We start from the raw sequence: 16,786 nt of genomic DNA on the forward strand, positions 1-16,786 counted from the left end.
CAGTTAGCCGTGTGGGTCTTGCACAAAGTGTATAATCACGGACGTTGAACGGTCCGTATGGCCTACACAATCGCCGTTATCGGAACGGGTTCCGAACCGGAGAATCCCGGCAGTGACGGCTACGCCATGGCGTATCGCCACGCGGAAGCCTACGAATCGATCGAGGACTGCGAACTCGTCGCGTGTGCCGACCTCGTTCGTGCAAATGCCGAGGCGTTCGCGGACGAATTCTCCGTTGGGCAGGACCGGATCTTCGAAGATTACAGCGCGATGCTCGAAACGGTCGAGCCGGATATCGTTTCAGTGTGCGTGCCGCCGGCCGTTCACGACTCGATCGTCATCGACTGCGTTCGATCGGGAGTCGTCGACGCGGTTCACTGCGAGAAGCCGATGGACGACACGTACGGCGGCGCTCGGCAGATGGTTGAAGAAGCCGACCGTTACGACGTTCAGGTGACGTTCAATCACCAGCGGCGGTTCAGCGATCCCGTCCGGAGAGCGAAGGAACTCCTGGACGAGGGCGAAATCGGCGACCTCGAGCGAATCGAGTTCTCGGCACCGATCGGGATCTTCGACTACGGCTCTCACTCGTTCGATCTCTGTAACTACTTCAACGACGAAGCCGCGACCGAGTGGGTGATGGCGCAGGTGGATTACCGCGAGGAAAACGTGCAGTTCGGGGCGCACAACGAGAATCAAGCGCTCGTCTGTTGGGAGTACGAGAACGGCGTTCACGGGTTCGGAACGAGTGACGCAACCGGCGACGGCGGTCCGGCAGGAGCGGTCGGCTGTCACAACCGGTTGATCGGAACCGACGGAACGATCGAGGTTGGACCCGCTGGTGATGACGACCTTCCATCGCTTCGGATCCGACGCGCCGGGGACGAAGACTGGACGGCCGTAGATACCGAGGGAGGCCTCCACGGGTGGGAGCTCGTCGAACGGGCAATCGACGACGTCGTCGACGCCCTCGAGACGGGAGATGAGTCCGAACTCGGCGCTGGAAACGCGCTGAACGCGACCGAACTCATCTTCGCAGCCTGGGAGTCGTCCCGTCGACGCGGTCGCGTCGATCTCCCGCTCGAGATCGAGGACAACCCGCTTGAGGCGATGGTCGAGTCCGGCCAACTACAGCCCGAACCGGCGGAGGAGGAGTGACGTGGTGGACGTCTCGTTCTGTCTCGAGATGGTGTACGACGACGAGCCGTTCGCCGATCGGGTCGACCGAGCGGCCGATGCCGGTGCCGACGGAATCGAGTTCTGGGACTGGCGCGAGAAAGAGCTGGAGACGATCGAAGCGGCGGCGAAGGAGGCGGGGCTTCCCATCGTCGGTTGCGTGGCGGGCGGAACGCTCACCGATCCAGCCCGGGCCGACGAGGCCGTCGAAACGATTCGAGAATCGATCGAAACTGCGAGCGAGATCGGCTGTCGATCGCTCATTTCGACGGTCGGCCAGGATCAGGCGGGGCTCGAGCGGGACGTACAACACCAGAACATCGTCGAGGTGCTTTCGACCGTCGCTCCAGACGCAGAGGACGCGGATGTGACCATCGTTGTGGAGCCGTTGAATGCGGCCGTCGATCATCCGGGGTACTACCTCACCGCCGCTCGCGAGGGATACGAGATCATCGAGGCGGTCGACTCGCCGAACGTCAAACTGCTGTACGACGTGTATCACCAACAGATCACGGAGGGAAATATTATCCAAAATCTTACGGAAAACATAGAACACGTCGGCCACGTTCACGTCGCAGACGTCCCCGGGCGACACGAACCAGGCACCGGCGAACTGAATTACGCGAACGTGGTTACGGCACTCGAGGACAGCGGGTACGACGGCTACGTCGGCCTCGAGTTTGCGCCAACCGAAGATCCGGACGAGGCGGTGGCGACGGCGCTGGACGCGCTCGAAGACGGAGTCGAGTAGTAGCTAAACGACGGAGAAGCGGGCGTCTCGGTGGTCGACAACAGCGTGAAACGGGTGAGCGGGACCTCGGTCCAACGGCCGTGCTGAAGTGCCCATACTAGTCGACAGCTCCGTCGGTAGAGCGACTTCTACTCCGGCTCGTCACTATCCAGCAATCGAACGAACGGAGGTATCGGGCGAATTGAAGGGAGCGGACGATCAGGGAGAGTAGTATTCATTACACCCATATGTATGTAATTACGCTGGCCCGATGGTCGGAGTCAAGCGAGAACGAAACCGAATACTACCGCGCCAACAGAAGCCGCTCGACAGCAAGGAGGATGTTGCCGTGTGTCGTGATAATTGTTCTATACCGAAAGTGGTTCGTTTTCGCTTGGAGAAAGAATGGACGTACAGTTCGGGACCATCAATGGAGAGGGCGCTCGAGATCAACGACAACCCGCCTGAGGCCGGTGAGCGTACTCCCGAGACGGACGACAACGATAGCCGGCTACGACAGTTTCGATCAAGTGGTCCGTTCCACGATAACAACTACTCGAGGTCTCCCTCGACCGTAATCGAGCAACTGTTTTCTCACGGGGAACGCGGTCGACCACCGGAGTAATTCTACGCTTCCGGCCCCGAACGTCGCAAGTTCGTGGATACCGCGTTCATCGATTCGGATATCCGTTGTATTAGCCAATTCGTGACAGTATTTATTTATATCCATCTGTGATAGCCGGTACTGCCATGAATTTTGATGCCAATACCCAGAGAGAATCGGTCAAGCGTCTCGCGCGACGAGCGCTCTTGAAGACGACGGGTATCGGTATGGGAACGCTCGCGTTCGGTCTCCCGGCGACTACCGCGACAACGGCGCAGATGTCGATACAGCGCCTCCAGACCAACGGCAGATGGATCGAAGATCGGGACGGCAACAGCGTGACACTTCTCGGGATCGCTCCGGCCGATCCGGGGTTTTACGAACTGTACCACCCGAAGAGCGCGACCGAGGTACTCGAGTGGACGATGGACCCCGGACGGGGCTGGCTTCCGAACGCCGTCCGTCTTCCCTTTACACAGGACTCGGTCGAGGAGTCGGTAGCGGTCGGTGCGGATGAAGAAGCCGAAATCTCAGTGGCGCTCGATGAGATAATCGAAGATGACTGACGCCTAAACAGGTTCGATCCGGTCGTTCAGGCGGTGGTGTTCGTCGAATCCACAATCCGAGGCAGGTAAACGCCGTGATTCACCTCACCGATCGATCGCCACACTCGCCTCGCTCCCGTCGTAGGAAATCGTCGCGTGTGCTTCGTGGGTCTCGACCCCGGTTCCGACACCCTCCGTGACGACGACGGCCTCGAACCGGCGTCGTTCAACCAGTTCGGGGAACGTTCCGTCCCGTTCCCCGATCGAAAATTCGTTCGCGGCGTCATCCCACTCGAGGGACGTGACAGCGTACTCACCGTCCTCGTACTCGTAGCCGTCGCCAGCGTCTTCGTACACGTCGAACGAAGCGTCGCGGCCGGGATAAACCCGGACTTCCCACGGCGCGTCAGGATTTTCGCCGGTGTGTTGAACGACGGGCCCCATCGGGACGATGCTCCCCGCTCGGACGAACAGCGGGAGCTTCTCGAGCGGGGCATCCGCGAGAATCGTCTGTCCGCTGTCGTAGCGTTCGCCGGTCCAGAAGTCGTACCACTCCGTCCCCTCGGGGAGATAGACCTCGCGAGCCTTCGCTTTCCCCTCGAGGGGCGTCGACGCTGGGCCGTAGTACATCGGTTCCGTGACGGGACACACCAACAGCGACGGACCGAACATGAACTGGTCGGTGATGTCGTGAACCGCTTCGTCCTCGCGGAACTCGAACGCGAGGTGGCGAAACATCGTATAATTTTCGAGCGTTTCCCATCCCGCGAGCGAGTAGATGTACGGCAACAACCGGTACCGCAATTCGTCGAACGTGACGAGGGTGTCGTAAATCCGCTCCCCGGGCTCGCCGAATCGCCACATCTCTCGAGGGGTGTCGGTGCCGTGGGACCGAAACAGCGGCAGGAAGGCACCGAACTGGAACCACCGCGTGTACAGCTCGCGATAGCCCGCATCCTCGTAGCCCGCATCGAAGTCGCCGTTGGCGTAGAACTCCTCGTCGGTCCCATCGCGGACAAAAAAGCCGCCGATATCCAGCGTCCACTTCGGGTTACCGGTCACCGTAAACTGCAGGCCATCGGCGATTTGCCTTTCGAGACGGTCCCAGGTTGCTTCGATGTCGCCCGACCAGGTGATCGCTCCGTATCGTTGCTGACCCGGATACCCGCTCCGGGTGAGATTCAGTACACGGCTCTCCTCAGTCGTTCCTCGCTGGCCCTCGTAGAGACCCCGCGCCTGGTAAATCGAGTAGGCGTTGATGTAAGCCGGGTCGAACACCTGCTTGTAGTCGTTGGTGATCAACTCGAGACGCTGTTCCGGTTCGAGAGGAGTCTCGAGCCCCCAGTCGGGATTGTACGGTTCGGTCGAGTCGGCCCACCACGCGTCGACGCCGTATGAGAACAGTCCTGCCTCCGTCTGGTTCCAGTAGCGTTCTCGAGCCGCTTCAGAGAACACGTCGTAATAGTGGCGCTCGTTGTCGGGAGCCGAGAGATCACCGTCGTCGAGTAGGTGGCCGGCCGCCGCCATCTCCTCGTGATTTTCGCCAGCGAGCATGTTCGGCCAGAGGGAAATCATGAGGTTGACGTTCCGCTCGTGGAGCCGGTCCGTAAGCGCGTCGGGATTCGGGAACCGGTCGGGTTCGAAGGACTTCTGTCCCCATCGTCCCCAGTCACCGTCGGGGCCACCCCACTCCTCGAAGTCGGGGTCCGATTCGGTCGAATCGGGCCAATACTGCCAATCCTGAACGATACAATCTATCGGGACCTCCCGCTCGCGGTACTCGTCGACGACCTCGAGCAGCTCCGTACTCGTTTCGTATCGCTCTTTCGACTGGATGTAGCCGTAGGACCACTTCGGGAGCATCGTCGCTTCGCCGGTCAGTTCGCGAAATCCGGAGACGATCGAGTCAAACTCCGGCCCATAGACGAAGTAGAAATCGAACTCGTCGACGCATTCCGACCAGAAATAGCTCCCGTGCTGGTCGTCGTGGAACGTCGACAGCGAGTACGAGTCCCAGAGAATGCCGTACCCGCGCGTGGAGACGAGGACCGGCATCGACACCTTCGTGTTGTGTTGATAGAGATACTGAGCGTTTCCTCGGTAGTTCGAGACGCCGTCGTCGTGTTGACCGAGCCCGTAGAGCGCCTCGTCGTCGAACTCGAGTTCAAGTTTCGTCGAGTACCCGCGACGCTCGAGCGTCTCGAGCGGAGTGACGGCGTTTTCACCGGCCATCGACTCGACATCGACCGGATTCCGCTCCTTGCCGCCCGTTTCGGGTTCGCGAACGAGCAAGGTACCGTCGATATCCCGCCAAGTGAGCGCACAGGTTTCCTTTGCCATCTCCACGCGGAGCGTTGCCGTCTCGAGCGTAACGGTCGTTGCCGTTTCAGAAACCGACCAATCCGGTCTATGAGCGGGCTGCTCGACGATCATCGGACTGTTCGTTGACGGATCGGTGATCGACTCGTCATCGCCGACGACAACTCTGACGATGGCATCGTCGATGACCTGAAGCTTTAGCATTCCCTCGTCCGTTCGGACGAGTGGACCGTCCGGTTCCGTTCGAATCGCTTCGTACTGCATACTAAATAAAGACAACCGTGGTCTCTTTACTGTTCCGCCTCTCAGCATATCGTTCGTCCCCCTCTGTACCGGTTCCGCCAGGGGTATCTAGCCGGCGTTCGTCACCGAGGCGATGGAGAACGACCGTCGGTTGACTAATTCGGGGCTCGCGGAGCGTCGGTTCTCTCGACCAGTTGCTACATTTTAGTTCCCCATAGCCGAATCAGTTCGTGTGAAATCGAGAATGAATAATTTAAATTACAACAACACACTATCCTGTAATAGTACGAGTATGCTGATCTAGAAAGAGCTTTTCGGAATTATCGGTACGAGCGACCCACGACAGTCCGACGCAGTTGTCCATGCTCGAACGCGACAAAGAGGCTCACAAGCTGGCTTTCGTTCGAGACGAGAACGGACAATTTGCAGACCAGAAATTGTTTGCTTGGGTATATATTTGCTAACGTTTCGAACGGAGAAGACGATACCAACAAAATCTGGAATCAAATAGGAATAGCCAAACCCGTTTATGCCAGGCATATAACCCTTCTAAACCCAATATTCGGTTATCGCGAACGCCCCCGATAGGTCGCCAATAACTGGGACTACCAGCGCTGGAGCTAATCGGCCATATGGCAGTGAAATTATATACACCGTCCCCGTATAGGTGTAGTATGGTCGAACCGAAGCACCCCGTCCGAACAGTCGACAGATCGTTCGAAATCATCGAAATCGTACAGGAGCTCGACGGTGCAGGGGTTTCAGAGATTTCAGAGCGCGTCGACATCGGAAAAAGCTCGGTGCACAACCACCTTAATACGCTCGTCAACCGCGAGTACCTTTCTAAGGAAGGGGACGAGTATCACATCGGAATCTCGTTTCTCGGCCTCGGAGCATACGCAAGAAATCGAACCGAGATTTACGACGATGCACGGCAAGAAATCGACAAGCTTGCGGATGAAACCGGAGAGCTCGCAAACCTTCTCATCGAACGGAACAAAATGGGCGTCTATTTGTACCAAACTGAAGGCGAGAACGCAGTTGAGCTCGATACGTACGAGGGAAAACAAGTCGGACTTCACTGTACAGGACTCGGAAAGGCTATTCTCGCGTTCCGCCCTCGAGAAGAGGTCGAAAATATTCTCGATACACGCGGCATGGAACCGCTGACCGAGCAAACGATAACAGACCGCGAACGGTTTTTCGACGAACTCGACGAGATTCGCAGCCACAAGTACGCGTTCGATCGAGAGGAACGATTAACGGGACTCTGTTGTGTTGCCGCTCCGATCACCAACGCTAACGACCGAAGTGTTGGGGCGATCAGCGTCGCGTGCCCGATCCACCGCATCAGCGACGAACGGTTCTACGAGGAACTTCCTGACTCAGTACTGGGAACGGCGAACGTCATCGAACTCAAACACAACTACTCATAGGGCGCATCTCGGTGGTCGGAGAACGTACAGCTACACCGAACTCTCCCTCGAGTCCCGTCTAACTACCTCCTATAGGGTGGAAACGGTTCGTATCCCGACTCAAGCGACGTCGGAGTCTCGCCGTCCGAACTGAGAAGAGCGGAATCAAATCGAATCCCCATGACGCGATATTCGTCCGACTCGAATAACAACTTAGTAATGATTATCAGATATTGTCTCTTGTTGGATGTTTTAATTTACCAATAGAAAGCGACATCAAACACGTATTTTCCACAGAATTTCCAGAAATATCGATATAATTATAATGGCCTCCTTTTTGCTAACATATTTCGTTACATACGAATCATAAGGTGTGAACAAGATCGAACACCTAAATTGGTATACGGAACCGTTCGTAGTAATGGTTGATCCGTACTATCATCCGAGACCGTCCGTATATCGTTCGAACATGGAACTAGAGGGCCAGCGGGATCAGCATGTCCGAATATAGTCCAACTGTCGAGAGTTGTAACTGAGACAAGGGTAAAATCGGCTTTTGTATTGTATAGTACCAATGTTCGCTGTTCTATACGGACGCCTGAAACGAACTCAGGGCGTGACGTTCGCAGTAACGTGTTCTCACTTGACACGGTGTTGGGCAGAAAAGACAATGATTCACCGAAACGTCGACGTAATCGCCGTCAGATTTCCTTCCGGAACAAAATAAAGATCAGGTTAAGTATATTTCAATTTTGTAGTAAGATCGACAGACACCGGACGGAACGAAGAACACCGATGGCGATTGGTAAACCCAGTCGTCTCTATCGAGAGCATTTCGACCTACAAGAACGGCCTCTGTTTTACATTCATATCTTTGTAAACGATTTGTGTCCGGGTAAATCGAACGGGAAGATTATCATTCCAATCTCACGTAATTATCTTGCATTATTTAGAAGATATTACTCGATTTTTCCTGTATCTGTCGTAACCCGAGTATGCAAACGCCATCCGTCCGAGTGCGGTCCGGCCTATTCGACATACTCGGTCAGACGTTCCGCTCGAAGACGCAATTTTTATTCGTTTGACCGGCGGATATGTGAGCAATGATACCGGATGTCCCACTCAGTACGGTCGGTCGAGCGTTCGAAATAATCGAATATATTCGTAACCAGGATGGCGCAACCGTCGCGGAGATAACTAGTGCACTCGAGTTACCAAAAAGCACGGTGCACGATTACGTACGGTACACTCGCTCAACTCGGGTATCTGACCAACGACAACGGAACGTACGACCTGAGTCTCCGATTTCTCACTCCCGGCCGGTACGTCCAGAAAGATATCGCGTTTGCTGCCGTCGTTCGGCCGTATCTCGAGGATCTCGCATCGAAGACCGGCGAAATCGTCTGGTACATTGTCGAAGAGGATGGGAAGGCGGTGTACGTTCAAAAAGCGACCGGAAACGACGCCCTCCAGCCATATGCCTCGATCGGGACCCGGTGTGACCTTCACAGTATCGCAGGCGGAAAAGCAATTCTCGCCGCACTTCCCGACGATAACGTCGACAAGATCGTCGAGGAGCACGGACTCGAGCAACGAACTGATCACACGATCACGAGCGCGAGCGAAAAGAAGAAATCGCTCAACACGTCGCAACCGAAGCCGGGGAAAACGTTTCCCGCGACCACGAGGCCCACGGACGCCACGGTAATCCGGCCGAAGAGATAATCGAGTTTGCGAACGAAACCGATGCCCACTATATCGTTATTGGCGGCCGAAAACGATCGCCTGTCGGGAAAGCGCTGTTCGGCAGCGTCACCCAGTCGGTGCTCCTCGATGCAACCCAACCCGTCGTCGCGGCGATGCAGTAACTGATAGGGATTATCGTAGCCAGCCGGATGGTTCGCCTCGCAGGGGTGGACACTGTGTTTCGATCCCCCGAACAGGCAATCTCTGAACTCCAACGATAATCCCTATGAGTCTCAGGGATCGATTTCGACGCCGGTGCAACAAATCTCGACACTAGTATTCAGTCGTTCAGTCCTCCTCGAAGGATCTCACGATTCACTCGAGTCCACCGATTCGAGTAGCGAACGAATCGTAATCGCACACGTCACCGTAGCTGGTAAAGTAGATTAGAATTGAGTTCCCATTCTTTGCTTCCCTACCACGTGTGGTGAGAATACCGCTCAGATCTTCAGAACGCAATAGTTCGAAAAGTCACAATTTTTCTACAATAGGACCCATATTAGTATGTTATCTTTAACATTCATAGATTTAGCAGACGTGTATAGATATCTAGCACATCTTTAGCCATATATACCATATTCGGTTCGTTCATAATCGACTCCAATTTGACGTGCAAAAAGACACCTCAGGAATACCGGATCGAAAAGCCGTGTATCCACCCGTATATCCATGCCTCTCGTTCTGTGAGAGTCCAATGGAGAGTCAACAGAGTAACAGTCGGTGAAGATGTTCCGGTAAGAAAGACGATTTTGAGAGCATCTGTATCGAGATAATATGAGTAGATGATTTTGATTTCTCTTCCTCATTCGAGGACAAATGATGGGCCAGTAATACCGTTCCCGGAGAGTCCATCAGAGTAGCACCCGAACCGCTCCGCACGCAAGCGATACGCTACGAGAAGTCGTTTACCGTCGGGATAGCGGTTGCAGAGACCGGAATCGGCTCATTGGGCAGGGTTTTCGACATCGGGTGGACTCTCCCATTCCGAGCCGTCGTCCTGTGGCTCGTAGTCCAGAACCTCCTTTGCGTGTTCAACGTCGAACCAGCTTCCCGCATTATCGCTGACCGCGTAGAACGTATCGTAGGTCACCGTCTCGTTCTTGAGACAGCATTCGATCAGATGGGCAAAGTCGCGCTGGGAGGTCCAGGTACATTTCAACCGTTTTACCATCTCTTCGTACTCGTCGCTACCGCGCTCCCAGGATCCCGCCTGTGACGGATCCCAGGCACCGTCCTCGGGGTCGACTCCGTCTTCGGTTCCCCGTTGTACGCCCCGCTCGGCGTCGCCGTAGGGGTGATCGTACGGATCGGGGCGCACGCTCGAGATCCGAATAGAGAAAAACTGCGACGGAGGAGAATCGTTTCTCGCGTGAACGCGGCCGATGTGCTCCCCGAACATCTTCGTCGCCCCGTAGTAGCCATCCGGTTTCGGGAGCGACTCGTGGTCGAGCAAGAGGGGATGATCCGCCTCGTACAGTTCGGGTGAGTTGTCGTCCTCGTACAGCCCCATCACTCGCTGTGAGGAGGCGAAGATTACCTTCTCCACACCGGCATCCTCGGCCGCTTTGATGACGTTGTAGGTACCGACGACGTTCGGTTCGATGACTCCTTCAAACGATGCGCCGGCATCGGACTGCGCCGCGAGATGGATTACTGCGTCTTGGCCGTCGAAAGCGGGTCGTATCTCGTCGTACTCGCTGACGTCTGCAACGTGCGTCTCGTACTCGGGGTGATCGTTCAGGTCGAGAAGGGTAAATTCGTACTGGTCTTTCTCGAACAGGTGTTTCCGCAAGGCCTGTCCGGCTTCGCCGTGCGGACCCGTGATTAGAACGTTCTGTTTGGCCATTTACGAACACGAGTACATCTGGGCCGCACTTATAGATTGTGTATTCGGGACTCTCCGGCCAGTAGGGGATTTCTGTGTTCGAAATCCGTCGCTCGTTTCGCCAGCATTCGTTTCACGATCGCTGAACCGATAGTCGGTTCGCTCGCCCGTCTCGGCCCGAAATTCTGGAAGAAAACGGGCGCATGTGGACGACGTGCGGACGACGCTAGTTTTTCGATATTATTGAAATACCCGCGAACTCGGCCAGTTGCATTACAATCTTATGGTTGTAAATATCCTCGAAGAGGACGGTTACCCGAACTGGAACGATACTGCCGATCGAAGCGGAATCGACCGCCGTCGGCTGGAACACCCGAAGCGGCATTTACGAGCAAATCGGGCACCGGGAGCACAACGGCCTCAGCTAAACTGGCGGATTTTGAGTTCGATGATGTTCTTCTTATCCAGTAGTTCCGGGGCGAGCTCCGACTCGATTCGCTCGGTTCCCATCCGGCTACGCGGACCGCTGATACTGATTGCGCCTATTACTCCATCGGGTTTCGATACTATTGAAGTGCCGACGGCACAGACGCCGCGAAAGTGTTCACCCCGATTTACCGAGTAACCCCGTTCCCGTATTTGAGCCAACTCTTCGCGCAGGGAATCACTAGCAGTGATGGTGTTATCCGTTTGCTGTGGAAGCCCGTGCTTTTCGATCACCGCCTGTACCTCATCCGGCGAGAACTGGGCGAGGATCGCCTTTCCCGTCGCGGTTGAGTGCATGTACAGGTGCTGACCCAACGGGGCGTTGTCGTCTATCGATTCTGGACTCTCCGATTTGTACAATTGGACCGAGTGTCCGTCCTCCGCAACGGTGAGGTTCGCGTGTTCGCCCGATATCTCGCGAAGGTCGTCGATTTCCGGCTTCGTCGCCTGGTAGAGCACCATCTGATCTCGCATCTCGCCACCCGACTCGAGGAATCGGAACGTACAGCGGTATTCGCCGTCCTCTTTGAGGACGTACCCCGTTTCGACGAGCGTACCCAGATGAATGTGGGCCGTACTCACCGGTATATCGAGCGCGTCGGCGATCTCGGAAAGCGTCGCCGTGTCGGTGTTCTGGAGGTATTCGACAATGGTAAAAGACTGAGAAACGCTCTTCAGCCGCCGAGTGTCCGATTTTCCGCTGTCAGTCATGATAGTATCTTCTTGTGGGCCATCTTAAGCCCTGTGAAAGAATTCGATAATATTGAAACAGAGAGAGAGAAGCCGCGAAGTCACCGCAAAACCAGTGCGAAAGGACAGGACGATAGTACGGACCCCCCTGTAACTGACCGGAGCACTATCGAAATCGGCTGTTCGACGCCGCTGACCGAAAACGACGCGTTACTGGATCGAATCTTCAGGACCGACGACGTTCAGGTTCTCGAATAACTCGTCGTAGCCGTTTCGTTCGTAGAGGTACGTGCCGTCCTGAATATCCTCGCGAACCGTCTCTTCTGACTCGAGTTTTTCCTCAGATCGCTCGAGGACTTCTTCTGCGCCGTCGGACGGAACGACGGCCAGACCGTCATCGTCGCCGACCACGATATCGCCCGGGTTGACGGTAACGCCGCCACAGGAAATCGGGACGTTGATCGAACCGGGGTCTTGCTTGAGCGGCCCTTTCGGGTGAACGCCGCGGCCGTAGACGGGGAATCCCATCTCGGCGATTTCGTTTTTGTCCCGATAGCTTCCGTCGATGACCAGACCGGCGAGATCGTTAGCCTGACACGACGTGCACATGAGTTCACCGAGATGGCCCGTCTCGGTGAACCCATCACAATCGATGACGAGAACGTCGCCGGGTTCGGCCATCGTAATCGCTTTGTGGATAATCAGGTTATCACCCGGAGCGGCTTTCACCGTGATAGCGGTTCCAGCCATGTCGATATCGCTCCGGCAGGGGTTAATGCCGGAGTCCATTGTAAGTCCGATGTTCCCTGTAACGTCCGAAACTATCGTACTCGGAACCGTTTCGAAGGCTGAAACAATAGATGAATCTGGACGCTCTACGTCGTGCTCGATCGTGTGCATGGGAGAACGAAGACCTGTGGATTACGTTAATCTACCGATTTCTGAAGATCGCACACGCGTGCTGAGCGCTGTAGAAACGGACTCGAGTCACTCGCTCGATTCTGCCGTTTCCGGAACGAGCACGACGCGGAGGTCATTGACGTTCGTCCCCGTGTGGCCCGTGATGATCAGCGCGTCGCGTTCCTTGAGGTAGGTGTAGGCGTCGTTATCCAAAAGGAAAGCGCGTGCAGTAGGTTTGCTCTCGATCGTCTCGTTCGAAACGAGCGCGCCGGCGGCATCGGTCGGCCCGTCGATCCCATCGGTATCGACTGCGCCCAGAACCACATCGTCGGGCAACTCGAGGCCGGCACTCAAGGCGAACTCCTGATTCGGGCCGCCGATACCGTCCCCGGTAATCGTCACCGTCGTTTCGCCGCCGGAGATGATTGCGGCCGGGGGGGACACCGGGTTTCCGGTGCGTCGGATCTCTTCGGCGATGCCGACGTGCGTTTTGGCCGCCGCCTGCGTCTCGCCTCGAACTGACGACGAGAGGATCATCACGGTCAACCCTTCGCGTTCACAGACGTCGGCTGCAGCCGAGAGCGCGGTGAAGTTATCCGCGAGAACGGAGACTTCGACCGTTTCGAACGCAGGGTCGTCATCGTTCGGCGTCTCGGCCGCGTCGCCGTTCTCGCCCGATCGCAAGCGATCTGTGACCGAATTCGGGACATCGACATCGTACTCCTCGAGAACGGCGCGAGCCGTTGCATACGTGGTCGAATCCGGGGACAAGGGGCCGCTCGCAACCACGGACGGATCGCCCGACGTCACATCGCTAAAGACGAGCCCTACCGTCGTCGCAGGTGCGAGTTCGCGCGCCAGCTGTCCACCCTTCAACGAGGACACGTGCTTTCTAACCGCGTTGATCTTCGCGATTGGCGCGCCGCTACGAAGGAGTTCGTCCGTCAGTTGTTGGAGGTCCGAGAGCGCCACGCCGTCGACGGGCGCAGCGAGGAGAGCGCTTCCACCCCCAGTGACGGGGACGACCGCGAGCGTGTCCTCATCGCAGTCACGAGCGTGCTCGAGGAGGCGGCGCGTGCCCTCGATGTTCGTCTCTGTCGGCGACGGATGATTTCCCTCGACCATTTCGACGGGGCCAGCGGGTGCTGGATCGTCGGTGACCACAATTCCGCCAGACAAGTGGGATCCGAGGATGTCTTCGAGCGCGCTCGCAACCCGACCAGCGGCGTTCCCGCCGCCGAGGACGCGGATATCGTCGTAGGCCGAGAGATCGAACTGTTGGGGTCCGATTCGGAGTCTGCTGTTTTCGAGAGCGAGTGAGTCGGCCAACACCGTCCTGGGGTGAGCAGCGGTGATTCCGGCCTCGAGTGCCTCGAGGACTAGCTCGTGCGTGGGCGTGCCGACCTGGATACGGTCGCGTTCGATCATGGTACATGGTGGTTCGTGTCACTGCATAAAGCCTTCTTTCACACCATCGTTTGTGGTTTGAATTTGCAACGGGGGTTTGGAATGGCTGTTTGTAATGGCGGGAGAAAGAGAGTGCAGATCGATCGCACTGTCGCCCACAGGTGAACATTGGGACAGTGTTCAGCGATACGTCAAAATTCGACGATACGTCACAAAGATTGACTCGAGAGAGCCGAGCCGCTACGGCTTACCCTTCGATGCCGAGGTCGTCGACGAGTTCTTCGTAGTAGTCGTATTGTTCGTCGAGGAACTCCTGGAACTCCTCGGGACCGCGTCGTGCTTGTGTGAAGTGATTGTCCTCTAAGAACGACGAGAATTCGTCCGAGTCGTAGACGGACTCGTAGACATCCGCGATATCGTCACGAACGTCGTCTGCGAGATCCGCCGGTGCGAAGTGGCCGAGCCACGAACCGATCTCGATGTCGATACCTTCGGCCATCATCGTCGGCGTGTCGGGGAGCGCGTCGAGTTCCTCGTCGTACATCACGCCGAGTCCATTCAGGTCGCCGTCAACAACGTGTGAATGGACTTCCGCAGCGCCGACGACGGTACAATCCACTTCGCCGTTGACGACCGCCGTGATCGCCGGGTCCGCACCATCGTAGGAGACGTAATCGACTTCGATCCCTGCTTCATCGGCGAATCCGGCTCCAGCCAGATGCCACGACGAGCCGGTTCCCGAGTGCGACATATCCAGGTCGCCCGGGTTGTCTTCCGCGTAATCGACGAACTCGCCCACCGTCGAATAATTGTCGTCTTCGTGGACGACGAGCGCCGCTGGCATATCGGCGTACTGCATGATCGGCGTGATATCGTCCGGATTCAGATCGTCCTGTCCGAGGTGATCAAACAGGGTGATTTCTGGGGCTGCAACGCCGAGCGTATGCCCGTCAGGTTCCGCGTTCGCGACTTCGTTCATTCCGACGGAACCGGATCCACCTTCCTGATTTGCGACGTTCCAGGACACGTCCGTGAACTCCTCTGCGGCATCGGCGACCGCCCTACTCGTCGTATCAGCGCCACCGCCGGACGCCCACGGGACGACGATTTCGATCTGTCGCGATGGCCACTCCCCATCGGTCTGCAGTTCATCGAGACATCCCGCAGTCATTGCAAGACCCGCCCCACCGACGGCCTTGAGAGCATTGCGACGAGTTACGACACGCTTCCCACTGGTTTCACTACTGTGAATGTCTGGCATTCTACCGGTAAGTTATGATCTATAATTTTAAACCTTTCGAATGGGTGCCCGGAACAGGTGTGCTAATTGAAAATAGCCGACACGTCGAGCGGAGCAAGCTCGCTTCGAGACGCGGTGTACCGGCGGGTTTCGATAATTGCTTGAATAGTGTCGATAGACCCTAACCTATTGGATGCGAATCCAATCCGAACTGAGTGCGTCTGCGTGGAACTTCTACTTCGATCCACAACTTTATACAGAGGCATCGATGAGAACCCGGTATGCGCGGTTTAGCTAAAACCAGTCGCGACGCTGGAGGGATGGAACTCGTCGATATCAAACGGCCCGCCCCGGCGTCAGACGAAGTACTGATCGAAATCGAATACGCTGGCCTCTGCGGAAGCGATGCGGGGATCTACAAGTTCAAACCAGCATTCGAACGAATGGAGTTACCTACCGTTATCGGGCACGAATACACCGGCCGCGTGATCGAGGTCGGAAACGCAGTGACGAACTTCGCGACGGGTGACCGCGTCGTCGAACGACCGATCCGAGGTTGTGGCGAGTGTTACCAGTGTAAAATGGGCGAAGAGAACGTCTGCCAGGACACGGAGATTACCGGCGTCGATCACGACGGCGCGTACGCGGGCTACATCGCCGTTCCCGAATCCGTCGTCCAACACGTTCCCGATACCGTCGAGCCTCGACACGCAGCGCTCGTCGAACCGACTGCGATCTGTGCACGAGCGGTGATCGGTAACTCTCGAGTCAGCGCTGGCGACCGCGTTTTGGTAGCCGGTCCTGGTCCGATGGGATTGCTTACCGCACAGATTGCAGACGCTCAGGGAGGCGACGTGGTCGTTGCCGGGATCGGCCAAGACACCGAGTACCGACTTCCGCTCGCCGAGGAACTCGGATTCCCGACGATCAACGTCGAAGCAGACGACCTCGATGCAGAACGCGAAGCGCGGACAGCGGGGGTTGGCTACGACGTCGTCTTCGACACGACCGGTCATCCGTCCGGTCTCACGATGGCAGTTGACGAGGTTCGAAAAGGTGGACAGATCGTGCTCATCGGCCAGACCGGTGAAACGACGATGGCGTACACCCCGCTCGTCCGATCGGAAATTGATCTGCAGTGTTCCTACGGTGCGACATACGAAGACTTCGAACACGCACTCCGACTGATCGGGTCCGGAGACGTAGATCACGAAACCTTCCTCGATGACCGATTTAGTTTGCTCGAATCAGAAGCCGCGTTCACCGCGTTCCTCGAGGGCGAGACCTGCAAACCCGTCTTCGATGTCTCCGTCCTTCGGGAGTAACTCGATTTCCAGCCCGATATTCGGTACTGCTTTTCGAACGGAATCTGAATGGAAGCCAAGCTGAGTGGACAAAACGGGAAATGAAACGAGACCTGTGTAGAGGTTCCGAAACAGACCGACCGGTATGATTGAATC

The 16,786-nt window shown here is 56.6% G+C and carries 13 protein-coding genes and 1 pseudogene; 8 read left to right on the top strand and 6 right to left on the bottom strand.

The genetic code is table 11. From position 1 onward, the window contains the following. The first annotated feature begins 57 nt into the window (after nt 1–57). The 3 genes from QNM96_RS16605 (at nt 58) to QNM96_RS16615 (ending at nt 3,076) form a co-directional block, all read left to right on the top strand. The gene (locus QNM96_RS16605) at nt 58–1,158 is read left to right on the top strand and encodes a Gfo/Idh/MocA family oxidoreductase (protein ID WP_283837748.1); all 1,101 of its coding nucleotides are present in this window, start codon (nt 58–60) and stop codon (nt 1,156–1,158) included. 1 nt (nt 1,159) lies between these two features. Further along, nucleotides 1,160–1,927, top strand: coding sequence for a TIM barrel protein (locus tag QNM96_RS16610; RefSeq protein WP_345782538.1), 768 nt, complete (start codon nt 1,160–1,162; stop codon nt 1,925–1,927). Between the two features lie 729 nt (nt 1,928–2,656). Further along, nucleotides 2,657–3,076: a hypothetical protein gene (locus QNM96_RS16615; RefSeq protein WP_283837750.1), complete on the top strand. Its 420-nt coding sequence runs from the start codon at nt 2,657–2,659 to the stop codon at nt 3,074–3,076. Between the two features lie 84 nt (nt 3,077–3,160). Here QNM96_RS16615 and QNM96_RS16620 read toward each other — a convergent pair whose 3' ends face one another. Continuing rightward, nucleotides 3,161–5,638 carry a glycoside hydrolase family 31 protein gene (locus tag QNM96_RS16620; protein WP_283837751.1) on the bottom strand — a complete coding sequence of 826 codons (2,478 nt, stop codon included), beginning with the start codon at nt 5,636–5,638 and terminating at the stop codon, nt 3,161–3,163. 653 nt (nt 5,639–6,291) lie between these two features. Here QNM96_RS16620 and QNM96_RS16625 point away from each other — a divergent pair. The 4 genes and pseudogenes from QNM96_RS16625 (at nt 6,292) to QNM96_RS16640 (ending at nt 8,900) form a co-directional block, all read left to right on the top strand. After that, nucleotides 6,292–7,053 (top strand): IclR family transcriptional regulator, encoded by a 762-nt coding sequence (locus tag QNM96_RS16625; RefSeq protein WP_283837752.1) that lies wholly within the window; start codon nt 6,292–6,294, stop codon nt 7,051–7,053. Nucleotides 7,054–8,135: 1,082 nt separating this feature from the next. Then, nucleotides 8,136–8,219, top strand: a pseudogene (locus tag QNM96_RS22935) (IclR family transcriptional regulator); the annotation flags it as partial. 13 nt (nt 8,220–8,232) lie between these two features. Further along, the gene (locus tag QNM96_RS22940) at nt 8,233–8,757 is read left to right on the top strand and encodes an IclR family transcriptional regulator C-terminal domain-containing protein (RefSeq protein WP_345782539.1); all 525 of its coding nucleotides are present in this window, start codon (nt 8,233–8,235) and stop codon (nt 8,755–8,757) included. Continuing rightward, nucleotides 8,667–8,900, top strand: a complete 234-nt coding sequence (locus QNM96_RS16640; RefSeq protein ID WP_345782540.1) for a universal stress protein — start codon at nt 8,667–8,669, stop codon at nt 8,898–8,900. The genes QNM96_RS22940 and QNM96_RS16640 overlap by 91 nt, the downstream gene beginning before the upstream one ends. A gap of 821 nt (nt 8,901–9,721) precedes the next feature. Here QNM96_RS16640 and QNM96_RS16645 read toward each other — a convergent pair. The 5 genes from QNM96_RS16645 to QNM96_RS16665 all read right to left on the bottom strand — a co-directional run bounded on the left by QNM96_RS16645 (nt 9,722) and on the right by QNM96_RS16665 (nt 15,347). Then, on the bottom strand, nt 9,722–10,624 hold the full coding sequence (locus QNM96_RS16645; RefSeq protein WP_283837755.1) for an NAD(P)-dependent oxidoreductase: 903 nt from the start codon (nt 10,622–10,624) through the stop codon (nt 9,722–9,724). A 399-nt stretch (nt 10,625–11,023) separates the two neighbouring features. Beyond that, the gene (locus QNM96_RS16650; protein WP_283837756.1) at nt 11,024–11,800 is read right to left on the bottom strand and encodes an IclR family transcriptional regulator; all 777 of its coding nucleotides are present in this window, start codon (nt 11,798–11,800) and stop codon (nt 11,024–11,026) included. A 189-nt stretch (nt 11,801–11,989) separates the two neighbouring features. Then, nucleotides 11,990–12,679 carry a 4-carboxy-4-hydroxy-2-oxoadipate aldolase/oxaloacetate decarboxylase gene (locus QNM96_RS16655; protein WP_283837757.1) on the bottom strand — a complete coding sequence of 230 codons (690 nt, stop codon included), beginning with the start codon at nt 12,677–12,679 and terminating at the stop codon, nt 11,990–11,992. An 87-nt stretch (nt 12,680–12,766) separates the two neighbouring features. Next, a complete protein-coding gene (locus QNM96_RS16660) occupies nt 12,767–14,107 on the bottom strand; it encodes a DUF4147 domain-containing protein (RefSeq protein ID WP_283837759.1) in 1,341 nt (446 codons plus the stop codon). Between the two features lie 226 nt (nt 14,108–14,333). After that, nucleotides 14,334–15,347 carry a tripartite tricarboxylate transporter substrate binding protein gene (locus QNM96_RS16665; RefSeq protein WP_283837760.1) on the bottom strand — a complete coding sequence of 338 codons (1,014 nt, stop codon included), beginning with the start codon at nt 15,345–15,347 and terminating at the stop codon, nt 14,334–14,336. 260 nt (nt 15,348–15,607) lie between these two features. On the opposite strand from QNM96_RS16665, the gene QNM96_RS16670 reads away from it, so the two are divergent. After that, nucleotides 15,608–16,651 (top strand): alcohol dehydrogenase catalytic domain-containing protein, encoded by a 1,044-nt coding sequence (locus QNM96_RS16670; protein ID WP_283837761.1) that lies wholly within the window; start codon nt 15,608–15,610, stop codon nt 16,649–16,651. The last annotated feature ends 135 nt before the right edge of the window (nt 16,652–16,786 follow it).

This window comes from Halostagnicola sp. A-GB9-2 (assembly GCF_030068615.1).
GTDB lineage: Archaea > Halobacteriota > Halobacteria > Halobacteriales > Natrialbaceae > Halostagnicola.

Coding starts and splice junctions, on each gene's coding strand:
- QNM96_RS16605 (WP_283837748.1), top strand. CDS start 58: ATGGCCTACACAATCGCCGTTATCGGAACGGGTTCCGAACCGGAGAAT.
- QNM96_RS16615 (WP_283837750.1), top strand. CDS start 2,657: ATGAATTTTGATGCCAATACCCAGAGAGAATCGGTCAAGCGTCTCGCG.
- QNM96_RS16620 (WP_283837751.1), bottom strand. CDS start 5,638: ATGCAGTACGAAGCGATTCGAACGGAACCGGACGGTCCACTCGTCCGA.
- QNM96_RS16625 (WP_283837752.1), top strand. CDS start 6,292: ATGGTCGAACCGAAGCACCCCGTCCGAACAGTCGACAGATCGTTCGAA.
- QNM96_RS16645 (WP_283837755.1), bottom strand. CDS start 10,624: ATGGCCAAACAGAACGTTCTAATCACGGGTCCGCACGGCGAAGCCGGA.
- QNM96_RS16650 (WP_283837756.1), bottom strand. CDS start 11,800: ATGACTGACAGCGGAAAATCGGACACTCGGCGGCTGAAGAGCGTTTCT.
- QNM96_RS16655 (WP_283837757.1), bottom strand. CDS start 12,679: ATGCACACGATCGAGCACGACGTAGAGCGTCCAGATTCATCTATTGTT.
- QNM96_RS16660 (WP_283837759.1), bottom strand. CDS start 14,107: ATGATCGAACGCGACCGTATCCAGGTCGGCACGCCCACGCACGAGCTA.
- QNM96_RS16665 (WP_283837760.1), bottom strand. CDS start 15,347: ATGCCAGACATTCACAGTAGTGAAACCAGTGGGAAGCGTGTCGTAACT.
- QNM96_RS16670 (WP_283837761.1), top strand. CDS start 15,608: ATGCGCGGTTTAGCTAAAACCAGTCGCGACGCTGGAGGGATGGAACTC.